23 protein-coding genes and 1 tRNA gene are annotated in these 21,936 nt (G+C 38.3%); 11 read left to right on the forward strand and 13 right to left on the reverse strand.

The window, feature by feature from the left end:
* Positions 1–51 precede the first annotated feature (51 nt).
* On the forward strand, positions 52–945 hold the full coding sequence (locus tag EHR07_RS04885; RefSeq protein WP_135744043.1) for an AraC family transcriptional regulator: 894 nt from the start codon (positions 52–54) through the stop codon (positions 943–945).
* Complete coding sequence (locus EHR07_RS04890) at positions 945–1,424, forward strand: VOC family protein (protein WP_135744044.1); 480 nt, start codon at positions 945–947, stop codon at positions 1,422–1,424. Before EHR07_RS04885 ends, EHR07_RS04890 begins: the two co-directional genes overlap by 1 nt.
* Positions 1,425–1,584: 160 nt before the next feature.
* On the opposite strand, the gene EHR07_RS04895 is transcribed toward EHR07_RS04890, so the two are convergent.
* The gene (locus tag EHR07_RS04895; RefSeq protein WP_341867199.1) at positions 1,585–3,360 is read right to left on the reverse strand and encodes an FG-GAP-like repeat-containing protein; all 1,776 of its coding nucleotides are present in this window, start codon (positions 3,358–3,360) and stop codon (positions 1,585–1,587) included.
* Positions 3,361–3,631: 271 nt separating this feature from the next.
* Here EHR07_RS04895 and EHR07_RS04900 point away from each other — a divergent pair, with 271 nt between their 5' ends.
* Complete coding sequence (locus tag EHR07_RS04900) at positions 3,632–4,033, forward strand: YidB family protein (RefSeq protein ID WP_135744046.1); 402 nt, start codon at positions 3,632–3,634, stop codon at positions 4,031–4,033.
* Between the two features lie 116 nt (positions 4,034–4,149).
* The gene (locus EHR07_RS04905) at positions 4,150–4,908 is read left to right on the forward strand and encodes an SH3 domain-containing protein (RefSeq protein ID WP_135744047.1); all 759 of its coding nucleotides are present in this window, start codon (positions 4,150–4,152) and stop codon (positions 4,906–4,908) included.
* Here EHR07_RS04905 and EHR07_RS04910 read toward each other — a convergent pair.
* The 6 genes from EHR07_RS04910 to EHR07_RS04935 all read right to left on the reverse strand — a co-directional run bounded on the left by EHR07_RS04910 (position 4,883) and on the right by EHR07_RS04935 (position 10,024).
* Complete coding sequence (locus EHR07_RS04910; protein WP_238777729.1) at positions 4,883–6,406, reverse strand: hypothetical protein; 1,524 nt, start codon at positions 6,404–6,406, stop codon at positions 4,883–4,885. The genes EHR07_RS04905 and EHR07_RS04910 overlap by 26 nt on opposite strands.
* A complete protein-coding gene (locus tag EHR07_RS04915; protein WP_135744049.1) occupies positions 6,333–7,049 on the reverse strand; it encodes a VanW family protein in 717 nt (238 codons plus the stop codon). The genes EHR07_RS04910 and EHR07_RS04915 overlap by 74 nt, the downstream gene beginning before the upstream one ends.
* A 9-nt stretch (positions 7,050–7,058) precedes the next feature.
* Positions 7,059–7,469, reverse strand: a complete 411-nt coding sequence (locus tag EHR07_RS04920; protein WP_135693063.1) for a DUF2452 domain-containing protein — start codon at positions 7,467–7,469, stop codon at positions 7,059–7,061.
* A 133-nt stretch (positions 7,470–7,602) separates the two neighbouring features.
* Positions 7,603–8,385: an SPOR domain-containing protein gene (locus EHR07_RS04925; protein ID WP_135744050.1), complete on the reverse strand. Its 783-nt coding sequence runs from the start codon at positions 8,383–8,385 to the stop codon at positions 7,603–7,605.
* Entirely contained in the window at positions 8,382–9,002 is a 621-nt protein-coding gene (gene coaE / locus EHR07_RS04930) for a dephospho-CoA kinase (protein ID WP_135744051.1), read from the reverse strand. The genes EHR07_RS04925 and coaE overlap by 4 nt, the downstream gene beginning before the upstream one ends.
* An 83-nt stretch (positions 9,003–9,085) precedes the next feature.
* Positions 9,086–10,024, reverse strand: a complete 939-nt coding sequence (locus EHR07_RS04935) for an alpha/beta fold hydrolase (protein ID WP_135744052.1) — start codon at positions 10,022–10,024, stop codon at positions 9,086–9,088.
* Positions 10,025–10,094: 70 nt separating this feature from the next.
* Here EHR07_RS04935 and EHR07_RS04940 point away from each other — a divergent pair.
* Positions 10,095–10,167: transfer RNA gene (locus tag EHR07_RS04940), tRNA-Phe, on the forward strand.
* A 7-nt stretch (positions 10,168–10,174) separates the two neighbouring features.
* Here the strand turns inward: EHR07_RS04940 and EHR07_RS04945 are convergent.
* Positions 10,175–10,432 carry a hypothetical protein gene (locus EHR07_RS04945; protein WP_004788896.1) on the reverse strand — a complete coding sequence of 86 codons (258 nt, stop codon included), beginning with the start codon at positions 10,430–10,432 and terminating at the stop codon, positions 10,175–10,177.
* A gap of 51 nt (positions 10,433–10,483) precedes the next feature.
* Positions 10,484–11,890: an aminotransferase-like domain-containing protein gene (locus EHR07_RS04950; RefSeq protein ID WP_135744053.1), complete on the reverse strand. Its 1,407-nt coding sequence runs from the start codon at positions 11,888–11,890 to the stop codon at positions 10,484–10,486.
* Between the two features lie 70 nt (positions 11,891–11,960).
* Between EHR07_RS04950 and EHR07_RS04955 the strand changes: the two genes are divergently transcribed.
* From EHR07_RS04955 to EHR07_RS04960, 3 genes are read left to right on the forward strand one after another with little or no spacing between them, the layout of a single operon-like run.
* Positions 11,961–13,154 (forward strand): aminotransferase-like domain-containing protein, encoded by a 1,194-nt coding sequence (locus EHR07_RS04955; protein WP_135744054.1) that lies wholly within the window; start codon positions 11,961–11,963, stop codon positions 13,152–13,154.
* Positions 13,155–13,209: 55 nt separating this feature from the next.
* Complete coding sequence (locus tag EHR07_RS19080) at positions 13,210–13,365, forward strand: hypothetical protein (RefSeq protein ID WP_020777551.1); 156 nt, start codon at positions 13,210–13,212, stop codon at positions 13,363–13,365.
* 49 nt (positions 13,366–13,414) lie between these two features.
* Positions 13,415–13,840, forward strand: coding sequence for a hypothetical protein (locus tag EHR07_RS04960; RefSeq protein ID WP_135693069.1), 426 nt, complete (start codon positions 13,415–13,417; stop codon positions 13,838–13,840).
* Positions 13,841–13,860: 20 nt separating this feature from the next.
* Here the strand turns inward: EHR07_RS04960 and EHR07_RS04965 are convergent, their stop codons facing one another.
* Together EHR07_RS04965 and EHR07_RS04970 are read right to left on the reverse strand one after the other, a co-directional pair.
* Positions 13,861–15,936 carry a PP2C family protein-serine/threonine phosphatase gene (locus tag EHR07_RS04965; RefSeq protein WP_135744055.1) on the reverse strand — a complete coding sequence of 692 codons (2,076 nt, stop codon included), beginning with the start codon at positions 15,934–15,936 and terminating at the stop codon, positions 13,861–13,863.
* Between the two features lie 36 nt (positions 15,937–15,972).
* Positions 15,973–17,295: a radical SAM protein gene (locus tag EHR07_RS04970; protein WP_135744056.1), complete on the reverse strand. Its 1,323-nt coding sequence runs from the start codon at positions 17,293–17,295 to the stop codon at positions 15,973–15,975.
* A 257-nt stretch (positions 17,296–17,552) separates the two neighbouring features.
* Between EHR07_RS04970 and EHR07_RS04975 the strand changes: the two genes are divergently transcribed.
* Entirely contained in the window at positions 17,553–18,734 is a 1,182-nt protein-coding gene (locus EHR07_RS04975; protein ID WP_135744057.1) for a lipoprotein LipL45, read from the forward strand.
* Between the two features lie 92 nt (positions 18,735–18,826).
* Here the strand turns inward: EHR07_RS04975 and EHR07_RS04980 are convergent, their stop codons facing one another.
* The gene (locus EHR07_RS04980) at positions 18,827–19,123 is read right to left on the reverse strand and encodes a hypothetical protein (RefSeq protein ID WP_135744058.1); all 297 of its coding nucleotides are present in this window, start codon (positions 19,121–19,123) and stop codon (positions 18,827–18,829) included.
* Positions 19,124–19,142: 19 nt separating this feature from the next.
* On the reverse strand, positions 19,143–20,048 hold the full coding sequence (lipA, locus tag EHR07_RS04985; RefSeq protein WP_208739701.1) for a lipoyl synthase: 906 nt from the start codon (positions 20,046–20,048) through the stop codon (positions 19,143–19,145).
* Positions 20,049–20,097: 49 nt separating this feature from the next.
* On the opposite strand from lipA, the gene EHR07_RS04990 reads away from it, so the two are divergent.
* Together EHR07_RS04990 and EHR07_RS04995 are read left to right on the forward strand one after the other, a co-directional pair.
* Complete coding sequence (locus EHR07_RS04990) at positions 20,098–20,841, forward strand: pseudouridine synthase (protein WP_135744060.1); 744 nt, start codon at positions 20,098–20,100, stop codon at positions 20,839–20,841.
* 56 nt (positions 20,842–20,897) lie between these two features.
* A complete protein-coding gene (locus EHR07_RS04995; RefSeq protein WP_135744061.1) occupies positions 20,898–21,923 on the forward strand; it encodes a DUF1574 domain-containing protein in 1,026 nt (341 codons plus the stop codon).
* Positions 21,924–21,936 lie beyond the last annotated feature (13 nt).

Genomic DNA, 21,936 nt, shown 5'->3' on the forward strand with positions numbered 1-21,936 from the left:
TGAAAAGTGTAACTTTTAAAACATGAAAATTTTCCTCATAGCGAGACTTGTTTGATTTACGAGACATTTTCTCCATCACTTGATTTGAGTTCTTTGATAAAATGTTTTTGGACATTGGTTGTAGAGGATTCGAGTCCTTATTCCAAACAACGAATTGTCCCTGACGGTTGTATGGAATTGGCATTTAATTTTGGAGATCCAATTAAGCGGTTTACGAATGACTATGAATTTGTGATTCAACCGTGGGCTTGTTTTATAGGCCAAATCACGGAACCGTTTTATATAAAACCTACGGGATCTGTGAACACTTTTTCTGTGAGATTTTTTCCTTATGGCATCGCTAATTTTTTAGATAAACCAATGGATCATTATGCTAACCGGGAAATTACTCTTGATCAATTGTTTGGATTCAACTCTGCAAGAGAACTAGAGAATCAAATTCGTAAGGCTTACGATACACCCACTCGCATTCGAGTTATGGAAGATTCTCTTACAACAAAACTCCGAGATGAAATTACTTCAGATCGAATCCTAAAAAATACCATCGATACTATTTTAGAATCTAAAGGTTATGATTCCATTGATTCAATTTTGGGTGAAGGAAATTTAAGCAGAAGGCAACTAGAAAGAAAATTTAAAAAACAAATTGGACTCAGTCCCAAAAAGTTAGCAAAAATTATTCGGATGCAAGCAGCATTAAAAATTCTGATTCACAGGCAATCTGGAAAATTAACTGATATTGCCTATGAAAGTAATTATTTTGATCAGGCTCATTTTATTAAAGATTTTAAGGAATTTACAGGTTTAAGTCCAAAACAGTTTATTGGCGATGATGGAATGTTGCTTTCTTCATTATTTTATAAAAACGATAGATATGTCGTTTTTTTACAATTTGTAGATTACTTTCTATTGTATCATAATGCAATCAAAAGGATAAATAATTAATGAAACAATACATCACAACGACCATTATATTATTGTGGGGATTGGGATTGACTTCTTGTAAAGAAGAAAGTCAATTTGGTGCAGTTACAGAGAAAGTTGGAGATTACAGAATGAAAAATACAATATCAATTGTGGAAATTCCCGCCTCTGATTTATCCAGAGCCATAATCTTTTATCAAGCTATCCTCAGCGTTACTATAGAAAGAATGACTATGGGTGGTACGGAAATGGGTGTTTTACCAGCAGAAAATGGATCGGTCAATGTTGTAATTGTTAAAGGAAAAGATTATACTCCTACAAAAAATGGTGTATTAGTTTATTTGAATCTTGGTATGGATTTACAACCGGCTTTGGACCAAGTAGAGAAAAGTGGTGGTAAAATTCTTTTATCAAAAACCTTAATTGATCCAGAGATGGGGTACTATGCTTTAGTCATTGATTCTGAAGGAAACCGGGTGGGGTTCCATTCCAAAAATTAAGGATGATCTTGGTTTGAGGCCCCCGCCAGCGATTGCAGCGGAAATCCTTTTGCACTAGCAAAAGATTGGAGCGTAAAGCGCGGTCGCTTAAGCCCGGTGGATTAATGGACCACCAAACGACCGCGAGGCGGCCAGAGGACACGATGCAATCTACTTTTAACTAAATCCATCCGAAATATACTTTCGTTTTAGTTACCAATGCCCAAAGATAATCTTCTGCCTTGATTCTCAACTCTGCAATCGTATTTCCCAAGGAATTTCCTGCCGGTGGGGCGAGGGTTTGGCTTGTCACGCCCGTTGGTCCATTTAAGTTTTGGCTTGCGGGAACACCACCTCGTATGCTATGAAAAGTATACACTAGATTTGTGGTAAGTGGTTCTGAGATGACAATGTCTTGGAGGCCATCCGCATTGGTGTCTTGGAACTGAAGTCCCTGAGAAAAGTTACGATTCGCGATCGAACCTGAAAATAAACTATCTGCCGCTCCCCCAGCACTTAGATTCATATTGCGTAATCCTGTGTTTGGGTCATTTAACACTAAATAAACGTCACCGATCCCGGAACTAGCACCTGTGGCTCCTATTAGTAAATCGGGCAATCCATCACCATTGGTATCGCCGGAAGCTAGGTTACCTCCGAAGGAACAATTATTACCGTTACAACTATTTGTGGGAGGGCCAATGAGTGTTGCTACTGGTGGATTTGAATAGGGATTTGTGGCATCACAAGAGGAATGGTATACGAAGACAATTCCTTGGTTTGAATTGAAGGTAGGTGCACCAACAGCTAAATCAATACATTTGTCGGAATTGAAATAATCTAATGCGAAATTAGTTCCAAACCGACAACCTCCCGCACATCCTGGTGCTGGATTTGTGGGTGGGTATAGAAATTGTTGTGGTTGGTTCGGCAAAGTTCCTTGGTTGGATACAAAAATATAAATCCTACCTAAATCAGAGGAATGGGTTGCTGCACTGACAACTAAATCTAGGAAGCCGTCTCCATTGACATCCCCTGCATAAGCGTACGTGCCAAAATTATCATCTGGATTTGCTGGGAAAGGATTTTTAAAAACAAAATTCGCTGAATTCGTGTTTAGTGATGAAAATGCATTTGTACCTTGGCTATAGAAAATAAATAATTCGTTTTCCCATGGCGATGCAAAAATCCCGTCATCATAACCATCGCGATTGATATCTGCTCCGATGATATTTGTTCCAAATCTTCCACCACCAGTCACTCCATCCAGAATCGCATCGGCAGATCCCCCTGTATTTAGATTTTGAGAAGGGATGCCTTGCTGGCCCTTGCTTAAAAATACATAGACCCTTCCTATTGCACCAATAAAGGCTTGTGCACCAACTAAAATATCTGCATATCCATCTCCATTAAAGTCTCCTGATCCAATACGACATCCGAAATAGGTTGCAGTAGTTTGTCCGTCCGTTAGCGTAGTCACGGGTGATGTTGTTAGTTGCTTCGTTAACGAATTAGTTCGATACACATAACCATATCCTTGGACATTATTAGCAGGTGTCGCCGACACAATCAAATCGGGATACCCATCTCCATCGGTATCATGATTGGTTCCCATTCTTACTTGGATGGTTTTTGGTTTTTCGAATGGTAAATGAACTGAAATCGAATGGAGACTTCCGTAGGTCCAAAAGGTGTTTGTGACTGCTCTTGCTGGTAAGGGATAACGCCAGGTTCCATCGATAATGGGAACTTCTGTATGTCGAATATCATCGGTCCAAACATTGACGAAGGGATGGCCGGCCGGTGCTGTCCCCACAACAAAACCTGTTTCTACAATGGAGTGGTTTGTTAGGTTAGAGATGGTTACACTAGATTCAGGAAGTAGAGATAAAAAAATATAAGGTGACCATTTTTCCAAAAGATTTTTATCTGGGCAGAACGAATTGGAAAGTTTCATCAAACATTCGATTGGTGGATGAGTGAGGGGATTTGCCCAACAATTAAGCAGAAATAAAGAGATGCCTAGTGTTATTAGTCGTAAGTTCAGTATTTGGTTGGATGTTCTATATTTCATAATTCATTACAACTAACATTGGATTGATGTTTCGCTTAAGTGAGTGGGAATGCAATAAATTATTGGGTTCTTTAAAGAAAAATACTTAGGAAACTGCGCCGAAATTTTTAAAAAAGAACTTTCTTTTACAGATTTTTGAATCATCGTTTTTTCTATGAGTTTTTTTGAAAGTTTGAAAGCCGTCGCAGCTCAGGCAGTGGAGCTAGTCCAAAACAATCCTCAAGTTGTATCTGGAATCCAAAAGATCATAGAAGAGAATGGCGGAGTTTCTGGAATTGTCCAAAAGTTCAAAGACAAAGGGTTTGCAGAAGCCGCAACTTCTTGGGTTGGAACTGGGGAAAATGTGAATTTAAATGCATCCGATGTTATGAAGGTTTTGGGGAGTGACTCTGTTCAGGAACTTGCAAAAAAAGTAGGTTTGGATTCAGAAGCTACAGCAGGCCTCATTGGAAATTTATTGCCGATGGTGATTGATAAACTTTCTCCTGATGGAAAAGAACCAAGTGGAGATATAACTTCTCAACTATCTTCTTTGGCTTCCTTATTTACCAAATAGATCTTGCCATTTAATATTTAATATATACCACCTATTTAAAATTAGGTGGTATTTCTTCCGAAAAGGAAACACATTTTTTCTTGCCAAATTTTCTCACAAAAACCAATCTTTCCTTCATGAAGAAACTGTTTCTAATTTTTTTTACCTGCCTTTTTTTGTTTCAATGTAAAAAGTCTCCATCCATTGAAGTGGGTAAAAATGCTTTTATTTCTGCCACTGTCCTCAATGCGAGAAAAACACCAAGTTTAGATGGAGAAAAAGTGGGGAAACTAAAACTAGGTGATGAAGTAAAGGTTTTAGAACGTTCCGAAAGCGATATGGATATTGATGGACTTACCGCTTACTGGTATAAGGTGCAATCCACAGAAATCACAGGATGGGTTTTCGGTGGCTATCTTTCCCACACCAAAGTTGAATCACGAGATGCCATGATTGCGGCTGTGCAGGGAAATTTTGTTTTCTGTAAATTGCCCGATAGAATGGAATGTACAGATACTATTGAGTTTGATGGGGAAAGTTTCGTTTATAGAAAATTCAATTCGTATTCCGGAATCAACGAAAAGTTAGAAGGTGTGTTTGATGTTTATGCCGACCACTTAGTTTTTGATACAAAATCTAGGTTGATTCGCCCATCGGTTTTTATCCAATTTCCGCAAACGGAAGAAGAAAGAACCGCCTATAATAATGCTTATTTTGAATATACCGATTCTGACGAATATTTGGTTTCGTTAAGCACCTATCCTGTCGCTGGAAAAGAGGAGATTTACTTTGCGGTTTGTGGTGACAATCTTTTGTTGATACATGAAAAAAAGGAAAAAGAGGAAATTTGTAAAAGCGAATATGCTTTTGCTAAATCTTCTTATTCTTCACCTTAAAAGACTCATTGCGTAACATCGTACTCGTTCGATATGTATGCGGATTTTTCCAATTCAAAATTCTTTTTTTCGAATCGGCAGGAAGTTGTGTTAAAAACTCCTGCCAGCTACTTTCCTCTAATACAGAATAAAATCCAGGTAAATATTGAATTTTGGTTCCGTGAGGAAGATACTTTTTATATTCAGAGGCGGATACTCCATACGCGATTCTAAAAATAGTTCTATTTTTGTGTTTCTTTTCGGGTAAAAAATGAAAGGCATCTCCCGCCTTATTGTAACAAATAAAATAATCAAAACCTTGGTGAACGATGATAAGTGACTCTTTCGGAATCTGTAATAAGGGAAGGAGAATCGAATAGAGTTTATAGTCTTGGTTGTTAAAATCTTTTTCTCGGTTCATTGTGAACCATTGGTAAAAAAATAAGAATAAACACAAAACTCCAATGGCAGATTTCGATTTGATTTTTGAAAGAGTTGGGAGTAGGAGAAGGTTTGCAGGAATAAAAATCAAAAGAAACAAACGAAATGGAAAACTAAATGCCGTATAACTAAAGATAGGCAGTGAAAGGAAAAAAAATAAGACAACAACCTTGTCGTAAAAAACTTTTGATTCATTGTCTAAATTTGGTCTAGTAATCCAATATAGCAAAGGTGAAAAAAAGAAAAGAATTTGTTCCCACAAAAATTCGTGAAAAATCTGCGAGTACTTATAAAAAGGAGAAAGGAATTGAAATTCTAAATCTTCTAGTAAAACAGTTTTTAAGTCCTTCCAATGCAAAACATTGGGAAATAAAAAACTAACTCCAACCAAACAAAGAGGTAGTACCAAAAGGATGAGGATACGACTGTGTTTGGAAAGGGGAACTTGTTTCCAAACCCAAGGCAATAAAAGAAGTAAAGAGATTCCTGCTGTGATTTTATGGCTCAGGAAAACCAAAACAAAACAGAGTGCCAATCGTAAATAATTGATTTGTTTGGCTTTGTTCTTTTGCTTTTCTAAAATCCAAAGTTCTGTTAAAAATAAGATAAAAAAAACAATCCCACCTAGATTTTTAATAAAGTTAAAACTGAAATGGGGAATATAGGAAGAAGAGACAAGAACGAGTCCAAAAAGGACAGATAGGAAAAAATTCTGGCTGAGTGAGATTGCCAATCTATACCCTGCTAAAAACAAAAACCCAACGAGTAAAGAAACAAAAACTTTGTTTGTGATGACGATGTTTGTTCCCAGTTTGGAAAATAAAACCAGTCCATATAAAATAGGAGAGGAGTCGGGGCTAAAGAACCTTCCTTTGGTTAGATAGGAATTGACTTGGGCTGCATAATAATATCCATCAGCTCCGTAAGCAAATGGAGAACTTAGTTGGACTGCTAGTTGTAACGAAACAATCAAAAGAAAAATAAATAAAACAAAACCTGGTTTTTTATAATTTGTAATCATCAGAGGAACAAAGAATGGGTTTGTCATCTGTTTCTGAATGTACAAAAACTTGAACATTCGAAAATCCATTTTTTTCTGTTTGTTTAAAATATAATTTATTACGTTTGATGGGTAATGGAGATTGGATGCGAAACGTAAGTTCAGATTCGTTCAGATCCCAAGAAAAATACAGAGGAAAAGACAATGTATTTTTGATACGTAAATCTTTGGTCGGGTATACAACGGATGCATCCGTTCCCAGAGGTGTAAACCTTGTGTCTTCATTGTATAAATCGCGGGAGTGGGGGAAACGTTCTAAAATTTCTAAACCAAGTTCTAAGGATAAATAATAAATAATTCCTGACAATTGACAAAGGCCACCTGCAATTTCTGAACTGACTTGACCTCCTCGGATCACCCTTCCTTCTTTGAATCCTTTTTTGATTGAGGGTTCTCCCATTTCATACCAAAAAGAAAAAATTTTCCCTGGAAACAGAACCTTGTTGTTCATTCGTGTAATGGCAATTTGAAGGTTATGGAGTTTTCCTTCTTTGAGCGGAGAAGAAAGTATAGGAAGTGTGAGTTTCGATTCTTCGGACCAAATGCAAATGGTTCTACTACTGCTATATCTTTTTAATCCAAAGCGGAAAGGTCCTCCCTGCAAAAGAATTCCAAACCATCGGAGTACCACTTTGATTTTAAGTTTAATAAATGGAATCAAAGTTAGGTGTTATTCTTGGGAGTCTAAAAATACTTCTGTAAAACTTCTATCTGGATTCATGATATAAGAACCTTTGTAGGAATGTGGAGGATGGTTTCCCCAATCTTTGGGAGAAAGGAGAGAAAAATAAGAACCATTTTCTTTTTCATATAAATGAATGGTTTGCCCTGGTTTTTTTTCGAATTGGCAACGGGCTTTGTGAAGTTCAATGTCTTTTTCCGCACGTTTTAAAATGAGTTCGGCTTCTTCTTTTAGGCGACGGATTTGTCCTGCAATGACTTCCAGTTTTCCATGCAAATGAAGTTGGACAGATTCTTCTGCCAATTCAATTTCTTTGGCCCGGTCGACAAGACTGATTTTAGGTGCAAGCCTACTGGTTCCATAGGTAAGACTATGATGGGGAGTTTCCTCTGTTTCCATTCTAAGGATTAGACAATCGTGAACTTACGAATTGGCAATTCATTTCTCTTGGGAAGTATGAACTAGGATAGAAAAAGGCTCTCCTAAGATTTTTAGGAAAGCCGAAGGCCAAGGTTTTTGACGATCTCTATTTTTATGATAACGGTTGGTAACTCACCACCATTGCCTTGGATTTAATTTCTTTTGGCATGGAAGTTTTAGAGAGAACTTTGGAAAGAGATCCTTTGTCCTTGGATTTTCCCATTTGTACCACAAAGAATCCATTTTTTACAACGATAAAAGACTTAGCGGGCAACTTACCGTTGTTATCTGCTTTTAATTGTGATAAAAAAGTTTCCGCAGACTGTCTGCTAGTAAAAGCAGCCAGTTGGATGGTAAACTGTTTCCCTTCTGTTTTGTTTGTTACAGTCGTTTGCGACGAAAGTTTTTGTGATTTGGAGGCCTTAGAACTGGGAGCCAAGTTTTTAAATCTTTCTTCTTTGGCACTAACCACTTGTTTTTCTTTACGTTTTGTCAAATCAACAATTTGTTGTTTTTTCTCTTCTTCCTCATCTTTTGCAGTAGAAGTTTCTACAAAGTAAGGATGGTTTCCAACATCCGCCATTGGAATTTCTTGAGAAGCGATTGCCTGTTCTTTGGATTTGGTTCCTTGGACAAGAGACGAGGCTGCATTCGTTCCAACTTGTACTTCTGCGCCGTTTGTTGCCACTGGCGCAGGGATTGTGGTCTCCGTTGTCTCTGGGTTCGTTTGAGTCAGTTCACTCTTTTTTTGAAGAGTTTGTGCCTCTTCTTGTTTCCCTCGCCCTACAGAAACTCCAAGGAAAAAAATAGAAAAGAAAAGTGCAAAGAGAAAGAGGGATAAAACTCCAATTCTTTGTTTATCTAGGTTGATTACGTAAAATACTCTTTCTTTCATTTTTTAATCCTTTTTTTGATTTCTAAATCGATGATGACAATTTGTTCTTTTAACTTCTCCCTTTGATTATCGTTAGTTACGACAAAATCAGAGAGAGACTTTTTTTTCTCTAAATCCATTTGAGATTGGTTTCTTTTTTGGAAATCTTCATAATCCATTCCCCCGCGGCTTTGGACTCTTTCCCATGCCACTTCTGGGCTTACTGCCACAGTCACTGTAAAATCACAGATAGTATGAGCATCGGTTTCGAATAGAAGGGGAACTTCCCAGGCAATGATACTTCCATCCTTTCTGGAATTTAAGAAGTCTAAGAAAGTTTTGCGAACCAAAGGGTGGAGGAGCTCATTGAGAGCTTGTAGCTTTGATTTGTCGGAGAAGGCAAGTTCTGCAATTTTGGAACGGATGGGTGCGCCGTTTGTATCTAGGATAACATCTCCAAAAATTTGAACGAGTTCCTTAATGACAGGACTTGTTGGTTCTGTGAAAGTACGTGCGATGGCGTCAGAACTAATCGTTTCTGCACCTAACTCACCAAACATAGCAAGGACAGTGGACTTTCCTGATCCAATGGACCCGGTAATTCCGATTAATGTTTTATTGTTATGTTTTGGAGTCACGGGTTTATAACATAAAAAACCCGTGAAAGTACAAGTATTTTTTTATCCAAATTTAGAAAAAAAATACTAAAGTATTTTGTAAGTTATTTTGCCTGTCGACCCAGTTTCCAAATCCAGTCTTGTACCAGTTTGGCGGACAATTTCGGATCTTCAATCATCGGAGCATGTCCTATATTTTCTAAAAGGACCGTTTCAATACGGGGTTTTAGTTTTTGTTTTAAAACATCCATCACCGTATAATGAATGACTTTGTCTTCCTTACCCCAGATGGCAAGAGTGGGTGCTTGGATTTCGATTAGTTTTTTTTCTAAAAAATACCCTTCCTTTCTAATTTGTTTTAGGATGGAGGCATTCCATTCCCTGTTCGCAAAAGATTTGTTAGCAAAGTATGTTTTTAAAAAACCCGGAAGATAAGGTGGTTTGACAAAAGTAAAACTAAGAAGCCTGTCAAAGTCTTCGGGACTTGTGACAAGAAGTGGGCTTGGTTTTCCAGACAACTCGATGGTTTGCATTTCGCTCGGAGTCGGACTTTTAATTCCGGCATTGTCAAAGAGGATTAGTGATTTTACCTTTTTCGGGTATTTGGCTGCAAAAATTCCTGCAATCCCACCACCCATTGAATTTCCAGCGATATGAAACTCTTTTAATCCTAGTATTTCAGTAAATTGGTAGAGCCTATCTGCCTGTGCTTCTTGGGTATAGTTTAGGCCTTCAGGTTTGTCTGATTCCCCAAAACCAGGAAGGTCGGGTGTTATAACATGGAAATCTTCTGGCAGGTATCTAGAAAATCTGGTCCAATGGTCCTTGTCTCCGCCAAATCCATGTACAGCGAGAATGGTTTCTGTTGTTCCCGTTTTTTCTGTATACTTCCATTGTAAACCTTCTACCAAAACGGATTTGGTTTCTAGATCGGACCGGAAACGCTCTAAACTAATTCCTGTTTTGTGAAGGGTGGCAGCACAATGAATTTGTAAGAATATAGAAAGGATTAAGGTGGTAAATGGTTTCCAGTTTGTTTTCATAGTGTCCTCGCAAAAAATATAAAGGATCGTTGACAGAGGGATCAGAAAAAATACTTTGGTCGTAACCGAAGGCCCTGTAGCTCAGTCGGTAGAGCAGAGGACTGAAAATCCTCGTGTCGGCAGTTCGATTCTGTCCGGGGCCACGGTTGCCTAATTTCCAACCTTTCTTTCTTCTCCCATCGTCCAAAGACCCAAAAATTCGTTTTCCTCTACTTTTTTGCAGAGTTCCGGCTTATAGAGTTTTTTTACCGGTGGTTTGGGGTAAATATGGATCTCGTCATTGTCTGGGATAAAGGTGAGCATTCTTAAAATTGTATCCTGGCCTTCAATTTCATACATGGTGTAAGACATCCCTTTGGAGGGAATGATTTGAGATGTTTCCAAATACTTGCGTGTGTTTTCTGACATAGAATAGACCTTGTTTTCGATTCCTCTTCTGGCAACCAAAAACTAAAAAAGTCATTGTTTTCGTTTTTTTAAGAATAACTTGGAGAATTGTATTAGTTTTTCTCGAATCTTCGGTGAAAGACCTACGGATACATTGATCCGAAAATGTTTGTCCCAATGTTTGGAAAGCCCAAAAAGAGATCCTGGGGCAATGGCCATTCCGATTTTTTTAGATTCACTTAGTAATTTGTCACCATCTAACGGTGATTTGATCCATAAGACAAATCCTCCATCAGGTTTTTGGATCTCAAGTGTTTCGGCACTGTGGAAGGATAAAAGTTTTATATATTCATCTGTGAGTTTTTGGTATTCCGAACGTAAAAATTTGAGATGCCTTTCGTAGGTTTGTAATTTTAAAAATTGTAGGACTGCCATTTGGGTGGGGTTATTTTCTGAAATTTTATAAGCTCTTGTTTGTTTACTCAATTCACGAATTCCCGTTTTGGATGCCACCCAACCCATCCGAAGTCCTGGTGCAATGGTTTTAGAAAACGAAGAACAAAGATAAGATTTGGGACCTTTGGGTTCTGTGGGAAAATAACTCACTAAAGGTTTAGGCCTTGTGCCTGAAAAATATAAATCTCCATAAATATCATCTTCTACTAAATGAATCCCATACGAATAAGAAATTTTTGCAAGGTTTTGTTTTGTTAAATCACTTAAAAGAATTCCATTCGGATTATTGAAGTTAGCTGAAAATAAAAATACTTTAGGTTTGTGTCTTTTGATTAATTTTTCATATTCATCGCAAGAGATCCCTTCTTCTTTTCTATAGGGAATTTCTACAACTTTTAGCTTGAGCACTTCTAAAATTTGAAATAATCCAACGTAAATGGGAGAAGGAACAATCACTGTATCCCCCGATTCTGTTGTACTCAGTAAGGAAAAGGTAATGGCTTCTGTACATCCACTCGTGATTTGGATTTGTTCTGTGTTTGTTCTATACCCGTGAATGGAAGTGCGTTTGCTAATCCATTCTCGTAAACCAAGGTTTCCTTGTAAGTCACCATAGGTAAAAATTTCTTTGTACCTAAGTGCTTTTTTAAAAGAAGAGGTAAGGGCACCGAGTGGAAGATAAAAATCAGAAGGAATGGCGGCACCAAAAGAGATCAGTTTGGGATCCATCACTGTATTCATAATTTGCTGGATCCGATCATCCGCTTCTACTGCTGGATAAAATTCATTTTGTGGTCCAGAGATGACTGTGCCAATATTGGGATGTACGAAGTATCCTGACTGGGGAACCACAAAGATATAACCTTCTTCTTCTAAAATTCGATAGGCCTCTTTGGCAGTGGTGAGGCTACAGGACTTTAAACTTTGGATTTCTCTAAGGGAAGGAATTCTTTCTCCTTCGGAATAATACCCCGACTTAATTTCAGTTTTAAGATTGGTGGCTAATTGTTTGTATTTTGTCATGAAACTGTATACTAATAGATTGAACTAACTGTATATGGACAGTTGTCTCTATGTTTGATATTCTAATACTATGAAAACGGAAATGCCAAGTATTTTTTCTGCTAAACGAACTTCTTTTGTTCGCACTTCGGTCATTCGTGAAATTTTAAAACTGACTGTTGAAAATTCGGATATTCTTTCTTTTGCGGGAGGACTTCCCAATCCAAACTTACTTCCGAAAGATGTTTTAAACACAGTGATGGAGTCTGTGGTAAAAGAAAATATTTCGACTGCGTTTCAATATGGTGATTCCTCTGGGTATCTCCCACTTCGAACAGAAATTTCAAATAAACTAACTGATGTTTATTGGTCAACTCCAGAATCCATCACCATCACTCACGGATCCCAACAAGGGCTTGATATTTTAGGGAAAATGTTTATGGATTCCGATACCAATGTATTGTTGGAAGACCCAGTGTATTTGGGAGCATTGCAGGCATTTTCTCCATACAATCCTAATTTTTTTAGTGTTCCCATCGAACCCGATGGACCCGATTTATATCTATTGGAAGAAATTATATCTCAAAACAAAATCCATGTTTTTTATATTAACCCATCCTACCAAAATCCTTCCACTTACACTTGGTCTTTGGAAAAAAGAAAACAAATCGCAAAAATTCTAGATGATAATGAAATTATTCTCCTTGAAGACGAAGCGTACAGGTATTTGGATTTTAGTGGAATTGTTTATCCTTCCGTCAGTTCTTTTCGAAAACGAAGTGACCTAACATTTGTTCTTGGAAGTTTTTCTAAAATTTTATCTCCTGGGTTTCGGTTGGGTTGGACGGTTGTGCCAGAGGTATACAGGTCTCTTTTTACTGCGATCAAACAAGGAAACGATTTGAATTCCAACCAATTTTCACAAGTGGTTGTTTCTAAACTTTTGAATGTTTTGGATTGGAAGGGTCACCTTTATTCCATTCAAAACTTTTATTCAGAAAAAAAGGAAACCTTGGTTTCTTTGTTAAGGGAATATTTACCAGAAGCTCGGTTTACGATTCCTGAAGGAGGGATGTTTCTTTGGGTAGAATATCCGCAAGTTTCCTCCAAAGAATTTATGAACCGTTGTCTTGCCAGTGGTGTGGCGATGGTTCCAGGTACAGAGTTTTCACCCACAAGCCGATCTTCTTCTTTTTTTCGAATGAACTTTAGTTTTTTGGAAAAAGAAAATTTAGAACTGGGTGTGAAACGGATCACAAAAGCCTACCGAGACATAAATACGTGACAGGTGTTTAGTATTTTTCTCTTGACACTACTATTCGTATGTTTACTTATTGGGTATGAAGCCTGCTGTCACAAAAGCTTTGTATCCTAAATTTTCTGTTTTGAGTTTGGAAGAAAAACTAGAGGTCCTAAAAGAAGATCCTACCTTTCGTCTATTGGTAGACCAGATCTATCAAAACTATAAGGAAAACCGGTCCACTGTCATTCTTTGATTTGCCTAGACTAAGGATTCGCGCTTCTATGGAAACAAAGTAGGTAATCATGAATTTAGAACTAAATCCCCAAGAAACAAAACACCTTTTGAATGCGTTAGCTGTATTCGAATGGGTGAGTAATTCCCCGCATGAAGAAACAGATCCTTCTGTGGACGAGTTCATCCAATCCATCTTAAAAAAACTTTCTGCAGAAAAGGAAAGTCCCATCGTTTCTGAAAACGGACTTTATACCATTTCAGAAGAATACTTCCAAGAAGTTTTTGAGTCTTATATCGAACCTTATAACGACGATATATTCTGGACAGATCTTTCGACAGAACTTGCCCAAAGAGATTTGGAACAAAAAGTATCCGCAAAAGATTTGGAAGCACTGAGCCCGGAAGATTATGAAAACAAGGTGGCAAAAGAAGCTGAAAAGTATGATACGGAATTTGAAAAAAATGGCGTAGATAATTTATTCTTAAAAAAATAAAGAAAGTTTGGGAAAAGGTTTTATGAAGTTTTTTCCCATTCGATAAGAACCATCGTTTGGTCATCCTCTTGTTCTTCTTTTCCTTGGAAGAGGAAAAGTTGGATGACAAGTTCGGCAAGTACTCTTTCCGATTCTTTCTCTGAGTAATCCACAAGAATCTTTTGGATTCGTTCCATTCCAAATTCTTCTCTTGATTCATTTTTTTGTTCCAACATCCCGTCGGTAAAAAGTAAAATCCTATCTCCCATGGCCATCTGGAATTGTTTTTGTGTATAAGGTTGGTCTTTTTTGAGACCAATGATATTTCCTGTACGATCTAAAATGATTTGTTCGCCTGAAGATTGAAAGATTTGGTTCGGGTGACCCGCTGACGAATAGTAGACGGTCTTTGTTTTTGTATCGATGTCTAATAAAAATCCAGAAAATACAATTTTAAGACCAGAGAACTTATTCTGAATCTTTTGGTTGAGATGGTTCATTAAATCATCTGTTTTGGTGATAAAACGTTTGATGGCTTCATATTCAGATTTGATGGCCATTGTATATAATGCCGCTTGGATTCCGTGCCCTGTTGCATCAGCGACAAAAAAACGAACCGTTCCATTATCCAATTCAAAGATATCATAAAAGTCTCCACCCACTTCTCCTTGTGGTTGGAAATAAAGATGGATCTTTAAATGTTCAAATTTGATTCCATCTTCTGGTAGGATCTTTTGTTGGATTTTTTTGGCTAGAAGGAGATCTTTTTTAATTCGATTCAAAGAAGAGTTTAATTGAAACGTTCTTTCCGAAACAATTTGTTCCAAATTTTCTGTGACAGCAAGAAGCGATTCATTACTAATCTTTAAACTTTCCGCAAGTTCTTCTGCACGAATAAAAGCGTTGGCAATGCGACTCGAAAGAATCAGAGATTGGATAAAAATAAAACAGAGTAGGGCATAAGGGGTAAATCCAATCCCCCGGTTATTCAAACTGTGACGCAAAATATCCAAGGCAACAGAAAATGCTAAAATAAGAAGCCCTAAAAAAAATAATTTGGAATTGGGCCTTTTGTTAAATACAGCTTTTAGGTTGATATGAATGACATAACCGATGGTGAAAAATGCCAAAATTTGGAATCCATACAATAAAATCGTAAATACGGATATCGGTAAAAACAATGTTAACGCAAATGCAATGCTTGCAATGAGTACAAAACGTACATATTTGGGATTGGATTCTTTAGGAAACAGGGAATAAATAAAAAGTAAGAAGGTGGGAACTGCGAAATAAAAAGAGGCAAACTCGATCCGAAATGCAGTAGGCCAATGAAAGTTGGGAAAAAGTTCTAAAACATATCTTTCCCCGGTAAAGGCAAGCCGGATCCCCAGTAAAAAACAAAAGACAGCAAAATAAAAAATAGAAGTTTCTTTTCTTTTGTAAAAGTACAATCCAAAATGATAAAGACCAATGAGAACAAGAGCTCCGAGCAAAAAAAGTTCCCGTGCATTGGCGAGCATCTTCTCCCGGTCCAAAGCATTTTTATTTCCCAGGCTTGGAATGGCCCAAAACCCTCCAAAGTTGTTATCATAGTTGGCAATATGAAACACAAGTTCGATGACTTCTTTGTCAGGAATGAGGGTATAGTATTTGGATTTAATCCTTGGCGTATCATCAAATTGGTTGATTCCCGGTTTCCCTTGGCCGCCAATCAAAATCCCATTGGCAAAAAATCGATAGGAGGAAGCAACGTCGGGGATATAAATTCTTAATTCTTGCCCTACAGTTTGTTTGCTAATATGGATGAACGCGCGTAAGGTGACATGGCCCGTTCTTGGTAATTCCTCCCCACCAAATTCCTCATCTTGCCAGGAGCTGGGGATGGCCAAGTACCCTGTGAGTGGTTTTTCTCCGTGAAAGGGTGGGTAATGGAATTCACCAAAATACAATTCCCATTCCCCTTGTAAGTCTACAATGGTATCTTCTTTGAAGGTAATATCTTTTAAGTCGAGAACCCCTTGGCGGAACCTGTGAGGTTCTTCTTGTTCAGGGTTCTGACAGGCAAATTGTAAGACTAGGAGAGAAAAAACTCCCGTTAGTAGAATTAGTTTTCGCATAAACGGATTTTAGTTTTTTCTTTGTACAGGATAGAACTAATTTCGTCCAGAATATCCTATCACATCCATAAAAGCGGAAACAGAAAATACTGCCTTTCCGGGACCAGGTTCCCCGTATCCTGGAGGAGTGGGGAGACCATAGTGTTCAAAGGTTTCTTTCCAAGCCCGTAACAATTCGCAAAAATATACAAGAGGTGGGCCTGCTTGTTGGCCAAGAGTGGTATATGGTTCGGGACACCATGCAGTGAATCTTGGAACAATTCCTTTGGACATAAAAAAATCTAAACCTTGTTTTGTGGAAGTGATGGCTTCTGCGACTGTTTTAAATCCCCAGGGTTCGGAAAGTTCCACTCCACCCACAAAGTTAGGAATTACATTTTCTGGACCAAAGACTTCTGCCGAATCCACCACACGGCGAATCCAATTTTCATAACCAATCCAACTAGACTTACCAGGACAGATCTTTTCAAAGAGAGCCTTGTCCCAAACTTCGTAATTGGGGTGGTAAATTTGGATCCCCGCATCTTTGAACTTCTGACAGTCTTCCTTTTCAAAGGCTTGGGCTACCAGTTTCCCCATCCATCGTTTCGGAAATCGTTTTTCAATGGCCTCAGGATACTGGAGGTAAAAATCCACCTCGGATTTTTTCTTTAAGTTGGTAAGGACGGATCCACCGGTAATGGTATACACCTTGGCAATTTGGTCTTCTGCATCCACCCAAGATAAAACTTCTAAAATATCTTCTACGTCTTTCACACCCGTGTAAGGCCTGCCCGCCCCTTTTTGTTGGCGGTAGTTGTGGTTGATATCACAATAAGCACATTCTTCGTCTTTTCCAAAGTATTGGCAGTTTCGAAATACGGTGAGATATAAAAGATAACCCCATTCAATGACAGGTGCCACCTCTCCCGGTAACTTTCCTGATTTGGTTTTGTGTCTGTACCAAGAAGGGATAGGAGGATACTCGGCACTCCCAATCTCTGTTTCTTCTAAAAACAAAGTAGGAATTCCATCTTTCAATTTCATTTTGTAAGGTGAGTTCGGGTTGTTTCTTGTGGAGATCACTGTTTTCAAAAGACCAAAATGGCCTCCTGCAATTTTGATCTCCTCGGGTGCTTTGGTGTCTGCACCGTCTTTTAGGTCTGCAAGTGGGATATGATCGAAGGAAAAGATAAAATAGTCTTTGGATTTATAAGGATCTTTCACCTGGAAGGATTCCGGTAAAAAGTGAATGCCCTGCCTTAAGATGTCTTGTTTGACAATGGCTTCCATTGGTAGGTCTTTGTACAACCTTTCCATTTCTTCCAGAAGTTTGATGGAGGAGGCGGGTCTTTGGTTCAGTGTAGAGGTTTCAGCCATAATGGGAGTTTTTTTCTTCCTTCCTCTTAGACAAAGCGATTTTCCAAAGGAAAACCTTTCTTTTCCTTGGAAAAACCCTGGTTTCGGGGAAAAATACTGAATATTCGTTTACAAATCTAATCACTAAATTATTTTTTTTCCGAACTAATGAAATTTTTTTCATTCTGGAAAAAAATACAAAAAAGCTGGGAATTTATAAACCCTCAGTTTGTTGATTAAAGTAACGAAAGTTGAATTTCACTAAGGGACAGGACGATATGAAAGCATCGAAACTAACCATAATGGGCCTAGCACTTCTTTTCACTGGTCTTACAGTTTGTAAGAAACCAGACGCAGAAGTGTCTGAAGCACCAAAAAAACCAGCAGATTTATCTGCGGTAGTCGTATTTGCGGTGGGAGATTCTAAAATCCAACACGCAGACCAAACAGAAGAAAAAGCACAGCTTGGTGCCCTTCTGAAATCCGGGGATAACGTAGTCACAGGCGACAATGGGAAAGTAGACATCCAATTTGCGGATGGATCGAGCATTCGTATCTCTCCTAAGTCCGCAATTGACTTTGCAAAACTTTCTCAAGACAGTTCAGGAACAACAGACACTCAAATTGCTCTCGTTTCAGGAAAGGTATTTGCGAAAGTCAACAAAGCTAAGAAAGAAGACAACTTTACTGTCGTAACACCAACTGCGATTGCGGGTGTGCGAGGAACGTCTTTTATCGTAGAAGCTGCTGATGGAAAACCTGCGAAAGTAAAAGTAGTAGAAGGTGCGGTTGCATTTGCTCCACGTGTTCCTGCTCTAGAAAAACTTTCTACAGAAGAAATTTCTAAAAACGCTGACTTGAAAAAACTCCAAGAGTCAATTGCAAAAGCAGAAGTCATCCTAGAAAAAGACCAAGCATCCACTCAATCAGCAAAATCTGCTGATCTTGCAAAGGCTGCGGACATCCAAACTTTGGATTTGAACAAAGCATTCAAAACAGCTGAGAAAGAAAAACTCGTTGTTGAAACTGCAAAACTCACTAAGAACGAAGAACAAGAAATCAAAACCATCGTAACAGTGGACAAACAAACTGCACAAGAGATTGCTAAACTTAGCGAATCAGCTCAAACTGAAAAGTTAGATGAGTTGAAAAAACAAGAAATTGATGCTAAGAGACAAGCAATTGAAAGTGAAGTGGTAAAACGCCAAGAAGAAGAGAAGAAAAAATTCGAAGAGTCTTTGGCTAACCAACCTAAAGAATTTAAGTCTAAAAAAGACATCGTAAACTACTACGAAAGAATTGAAAAAATCGTTTTAGTAGACGGTAAAACAGTGATTGGAGCGATCATCAACCAAGAAAACGGACAGTTGATTGTTCACACTGAAAATGGTGTTAAGAGAATTGATATGGACAATGTAGAAGAAGTCATTTATGACCTTCAACAAAAATCCAAATTCTAAATAAACCAACCCTTACGTAGAAAAGAAGCCTGGAGGAAATATCCTTCGGGCTTTTTTTATGTACTATTGTTTTATTGTTATTTAAGCACTGATCAACTTTCTCTGGATTTATATTCGTTCCAAAGGATGCGGATGGTATTTATCAGGGGACTCACTTCAATCACAAGTAAATTGGATTCATATTTTACAAGTAGGGTATTGTTTCCAAATCGATCCACTTCTCCCCATTCCACTTGTAGATCTGGTGAGTGAGCCAGGGCTTTTTTTATGAGTAATTTGACTTCAAAATCAGAAAGGGTTTCTCCGATTTCACTTAAATCGGAAAGAATGGAATAGAAGAAGGTTTTAGTTAGTTCCTCCTTAAATGCCTCCAATTGTTCCTCGTCCATAGTTTATCCTTCGGACCAATCAGTTTGCTTCGTCTGAAAAATATTCCTCAGCATGATAGGAAGAACGAACAAGTGGGCCGGAGGCAACTGTTTTAAATCCAGTCCGGTATGCAAACTCCTTCCAAAACTCAAACGTTTCTGGTTTCACGAATTCTTGGACTGGGTAGTGAGTGGGGCCTGGTTGGAGGTATTGGCCGATGGTTAACATCCGAACCCCGTGTTGATAAAGATCTTCTAAACATTGTTTGACATCTTCTTTTGTTTCCCCAAGCCCTAAAATAAGGCCACTTTTGGTAAGGAAACCGTGTTTGGCAATGTGTGAGAGGACTTCCAAAGAACGTTTGTAGTTTTTCTGGGGAGTGATCGTGGGAAAAAGCCTTTCCACTGTTTCGATGTTATGATTGATGATATTGGGTTTTGCCGCATAAAGAATTTGTAAGGATTCCTCTTTGGCTTTAAAATCGGGGATGAGGACTTCGATGGAACAAGTAGGGCGATAGGATTTGATTTTAGTGATTGTTTCTGCAAAGTGTGCCGCACCCCCATCTTTTAGGTCGTCACGGTTGACGGCAGTCAAAACCACATGGCGGAGTTTGAGTTCTGCCACGGACCTTGCCACTCGTTCCGGTTCTTCTAAATCAAGGGGATTTGGTTTTCCAAAGGCCACATCACAGTATTGGCATCGTCTTGTGCAGATATCACCAGACAACATATAGGTGGCAGTCCTTCGGTTCCAACAGTGGTTGAGGTTCGGGCAACTGGCAGATTCGCAGACAGTATGTAACTTTTTGGATTCCACCTCTTCCCGCACTTTGGATAGGGCATCTCCTTCCGTAGGAAAACTCACTCGCACCTTCATCCACTCGGGAAGGTCCACCCGGGGACTGATATTTTTAGAGCGAGGTTTCTTTTTTAACGGATTCATACCTTCTTTAGACTTTTTGAAATGAGGCCACTTTGTAAAATGGAAAATCATGAGGATCAACGCATTTCTAGCTAAATTAGGTCTCGGTTCCCGTAGGAAAGTCGAAGAGTTGGTCCTTGCTGGCCGAATCAAAGTAAACGGAAGCACCATTACTGACCTTTCGTTTCAGGTTTCTGAAAAGGATTCGGTGAGTTTTGACGGAAAACCCGTACAAATAGAAGAGGAGTCCCTGAAGCGACCCAAAATTATTGCCTTCAATAAACCTGCGGGTTACTTAACCTCTCACGAAGACAAGTTCCACGAAAATACGATATTTTCCCTTCTTCCAGAGGCTTTTCAAAAATACAATTATGCAGGTCGTTTGGATTTGGATTCCCGCGGACTTTTACTTTTATCGATCGATGGAGATTTTATCCAAAAAGTCACACACCCACGGAATAAAATCGATAAAGAATATATCATTAGTTTAAAACAACCTGTGGCTTGGAAAGCCATTGCCGATGAATTTATGTTAGGTGTCAGGGAAGGTGGAGATACTCTTCGTGCTCTTTCTGTTAAACCCGCCAATGTAGTTCCTGAAAAAACGAACCCAGGTTTCACAAGTTACTTAAGCATCATTTTGAAAGAAGGGAAAAAACGCCAAATCCGTAGAATGTGTAAAGCTAAAGACTTAGTGGTGCTTGACCTCTATCGAATTCGGATTGGAAAATTGGATTTACGAGACTTTGTTCTAGACGAAGGCAAATACAAAGTTGTGACCGAAGAACAGGTTCTTGGAAAACCAAGTTCTTAAATTAGTTGAAGAATCCAATCCGGTCTTAAAATAGTGAGGTTAGGGGATTTGTGTTTTTGAAATCAAAACCGTTTTTATTATATCCAGTCGTTCTTTTTTTATTTATCTTTCTTGTAGATAAAATTTTCCTTTTGCCCATCTTTCATGATGAATTTCTTCAGGCAGGAAACTCTGTTTTTTATTTCCAAAGAAAGGAACTTGCCAAGCGTCTGTTAGCTGATAAGGAAGCGAGTGAGAAAAACTTAGCTCTTGTTTTTGGAGACTCACGTTCCTATCCTTTTTCGGAACTAGGGATTCCTGAACCTTACCGTAAAAACTGGACACTATACAATTTCAGTAGTCCACAAGGTATTCCTATGAATTCCTATATTCAATTGAAAAAACTTTTGGATATGGGGATCAAACCAGAGTTTGTCATTCTTTCACTCAGTCCCGAGGCTTTTGATGACAACAAAGGATTCATTCTTTCCCCATTTTTACGAATGGGATGTGATAAAGAATGTTTAGACATTGTATGGAAAGACATTCCAATCAAAGAAAAATGGAACTTTTTTTTAGATAAAGTTTTTGTAATACGTAGTTTGGAATTAAATCTATCGCTTTTCAGTTCTCGACTCAAACGTGGAAAACTAAGGGAATACAAATCTGCATACAACGAAGAATTCCAACTGATCAATTATACGAAAGGTGAGTATTTGATGTATGGGGTGCAGTCCAATCCCATTGAAAAAATCAAAAAAGACACAGTTCGTATCGGAAGTTTGTATATGAGTTCTTATACTCCTGGTACGTCGCAAATACCTTATGTGGAAGCCTTTTTGGACCTGGCACAAAAAAACCAAATCAAAACTTTAGTCCTTTGGCCTAAGGTTTACGGCGATTATTATAAATACTTTGAGAAGTTTCATATAAAGGAAGTTTGGTGGGAGCCAATGGAAGTTTTAGCAAAATCCTATGGAGCTCATACTTTAAATTGGAACAAAGAAGGCACTTGTGATTTATTTAATGATGCTTCCCACCAGTCTGCTTTTTGTTTTATTGACCAAATGAAAGAAATTTGGGTAAATTACGCTGAAAGATAGACTTAAGAAAATT

It is taken from the genome of Leptospira bandrabouensis, assembly GCF_004770905.1.
GTDB lineage: Bacteria > Spirochaetota > Leptospiria > Leptospirales > Leptospiraceae > Leptospira_A > Leptospira_A bandrabouensis.

Excerpts from the sequence above, each read along its gene's own strand:
- EHR07_RS04975 (WP_135744057.1), top strand. The coding sequence starts at position 17,553 with ATGAAAGCATCGAAACTAACCATAATGGGCCTAGCACTTCTTTTCACT.
- EHR07_RS04900 (WP_135744046.1), top strand. The coding sequence starts at position 3,632 with ATGAGTTTTTTTGAAAGTTTGAAAGCCGTCGCAGCTCAGGCAGTGGAG.
- EHR07_RS04960 (WP_135693069.1), top strand. The coding sequence starts at position 13,415 with ATGAATTTAGAACTAAATCCCCAAGAAACAAAACACCTTTTGAATGCG.
- EHR07_RS04990 (WP_135744060.1), top strand. The coding sequence starts at position 20,098 with ATGAGGATCAACGCATTTCTAGCTAAATTAGGTCTCGGTTCCCGTAGG.
- EHR07_RS04945 (WP_004788896.1), bottom strand. The coding sequence starts at position 10,432 with ATGTCAGAAAACACACGCAAGTATTTGGAAACATCTCAAATCATTCCC.
- EHR07_RS04980 (WP_135744058.1), bottom strand. The coding sequence starts at position 19,123 with ATGGACGAGGAACAATTGGAGGCATTTAAGGAGGAACTAACTAAAACC.
- EHR07_RS04890 (WP_135744044.1), top strand. The coding sequence starts at position 945 with ATGAAACAATACATCACAACGACCATTATATTATTGTGGGGATTGGGA.
- EHR07_RS04905 (WP_135744047.1), top strand. The coding sequence starts at position 4,150 with ATGAAGAAACTGTTTCTAATTTTTTTTACCTGCCTTTTTTTGTTTCAA.
- EHR07_RS04950 (WP_135744053.1), bottom strand. The coding sequence starts at position 11,890 with ATGACAAAATACAAACAATTAGCCACCAATCTTAAAACTGAAATTAAG.
- EHR07_RS04955 (WP_135744054.1), top strand. The coding sequence starts at position 11,961 with ATGAAAACGGAAATGCCAAGTATTTTTTCTGCTAAACGAACTTCTTTT.
- EHR07_RS04965 (WP_135744055.1), bottom strand. The coding sequence starts at position 15,936 with ATGCGAAAACTAATTCTACTAACGGGAGTTTTTTCTCTCCTAGTCTTA.
- EHR07_RS19080 (WP_020777551.1), top strand. The coding sequence starts at position 13,210 with ATGAAGCCTGCTGTCACAAAAGCTTTGTATCCTAAATTTTCTGTTTTG.
- EHR07_RS04970 (WP_135744056.1), bottom strand. The coding sequence starts at position 17,295 with ATGGCTGAAACCTCTACACTGAACCAAAGACCCGCCTCCTCCATCAAA.
- EHR07_RS04935 (WP_135744052.1), bottom strand. The coding sequence starts at position 10,024 with ATGAAAACAAACTGGAAACCATTTACCACCTTAATCCTTTCTATATTC.
- EHR07_RS04925 (WP_135744050.1), bottom strand. The coding sequence starts at position 8,385 with ATGAAAGAAAGAGTATTTTACGTAATCAACCTAGATAAACAAAGAATT.
- EHR07_RS04910 (WP_238777729.1), bottom strand. The coding sequence starts at position 6,406 with ATGTTCAAGTTTTTGTACATTCAGAAACAGATGACAAACCCATTCTTT.
- EHR07_RS04920 (WP_135693063.1), bottom strand. The coding sequence starts at position 7,469 with ATGGAAACAGAGGAAACTCCCCATCATAGTCTTACCTATGGAACCAGT.
- EHR07_RS04895 (WP_341867199.1), bottom strand. The coding sequence starts at position 3,360 with ATGAAACTTTCCAATTCGTTCTGCCCAGATAAAAATCTTTTGGAAAAA.
- lipA (WP_208739701.1), bottom strand. The coding sequence starts at position 20,048 with ATGAATCCGTTAAAAAAGAAACCTCGCTCTAAAAATATCAGTCCCCGG.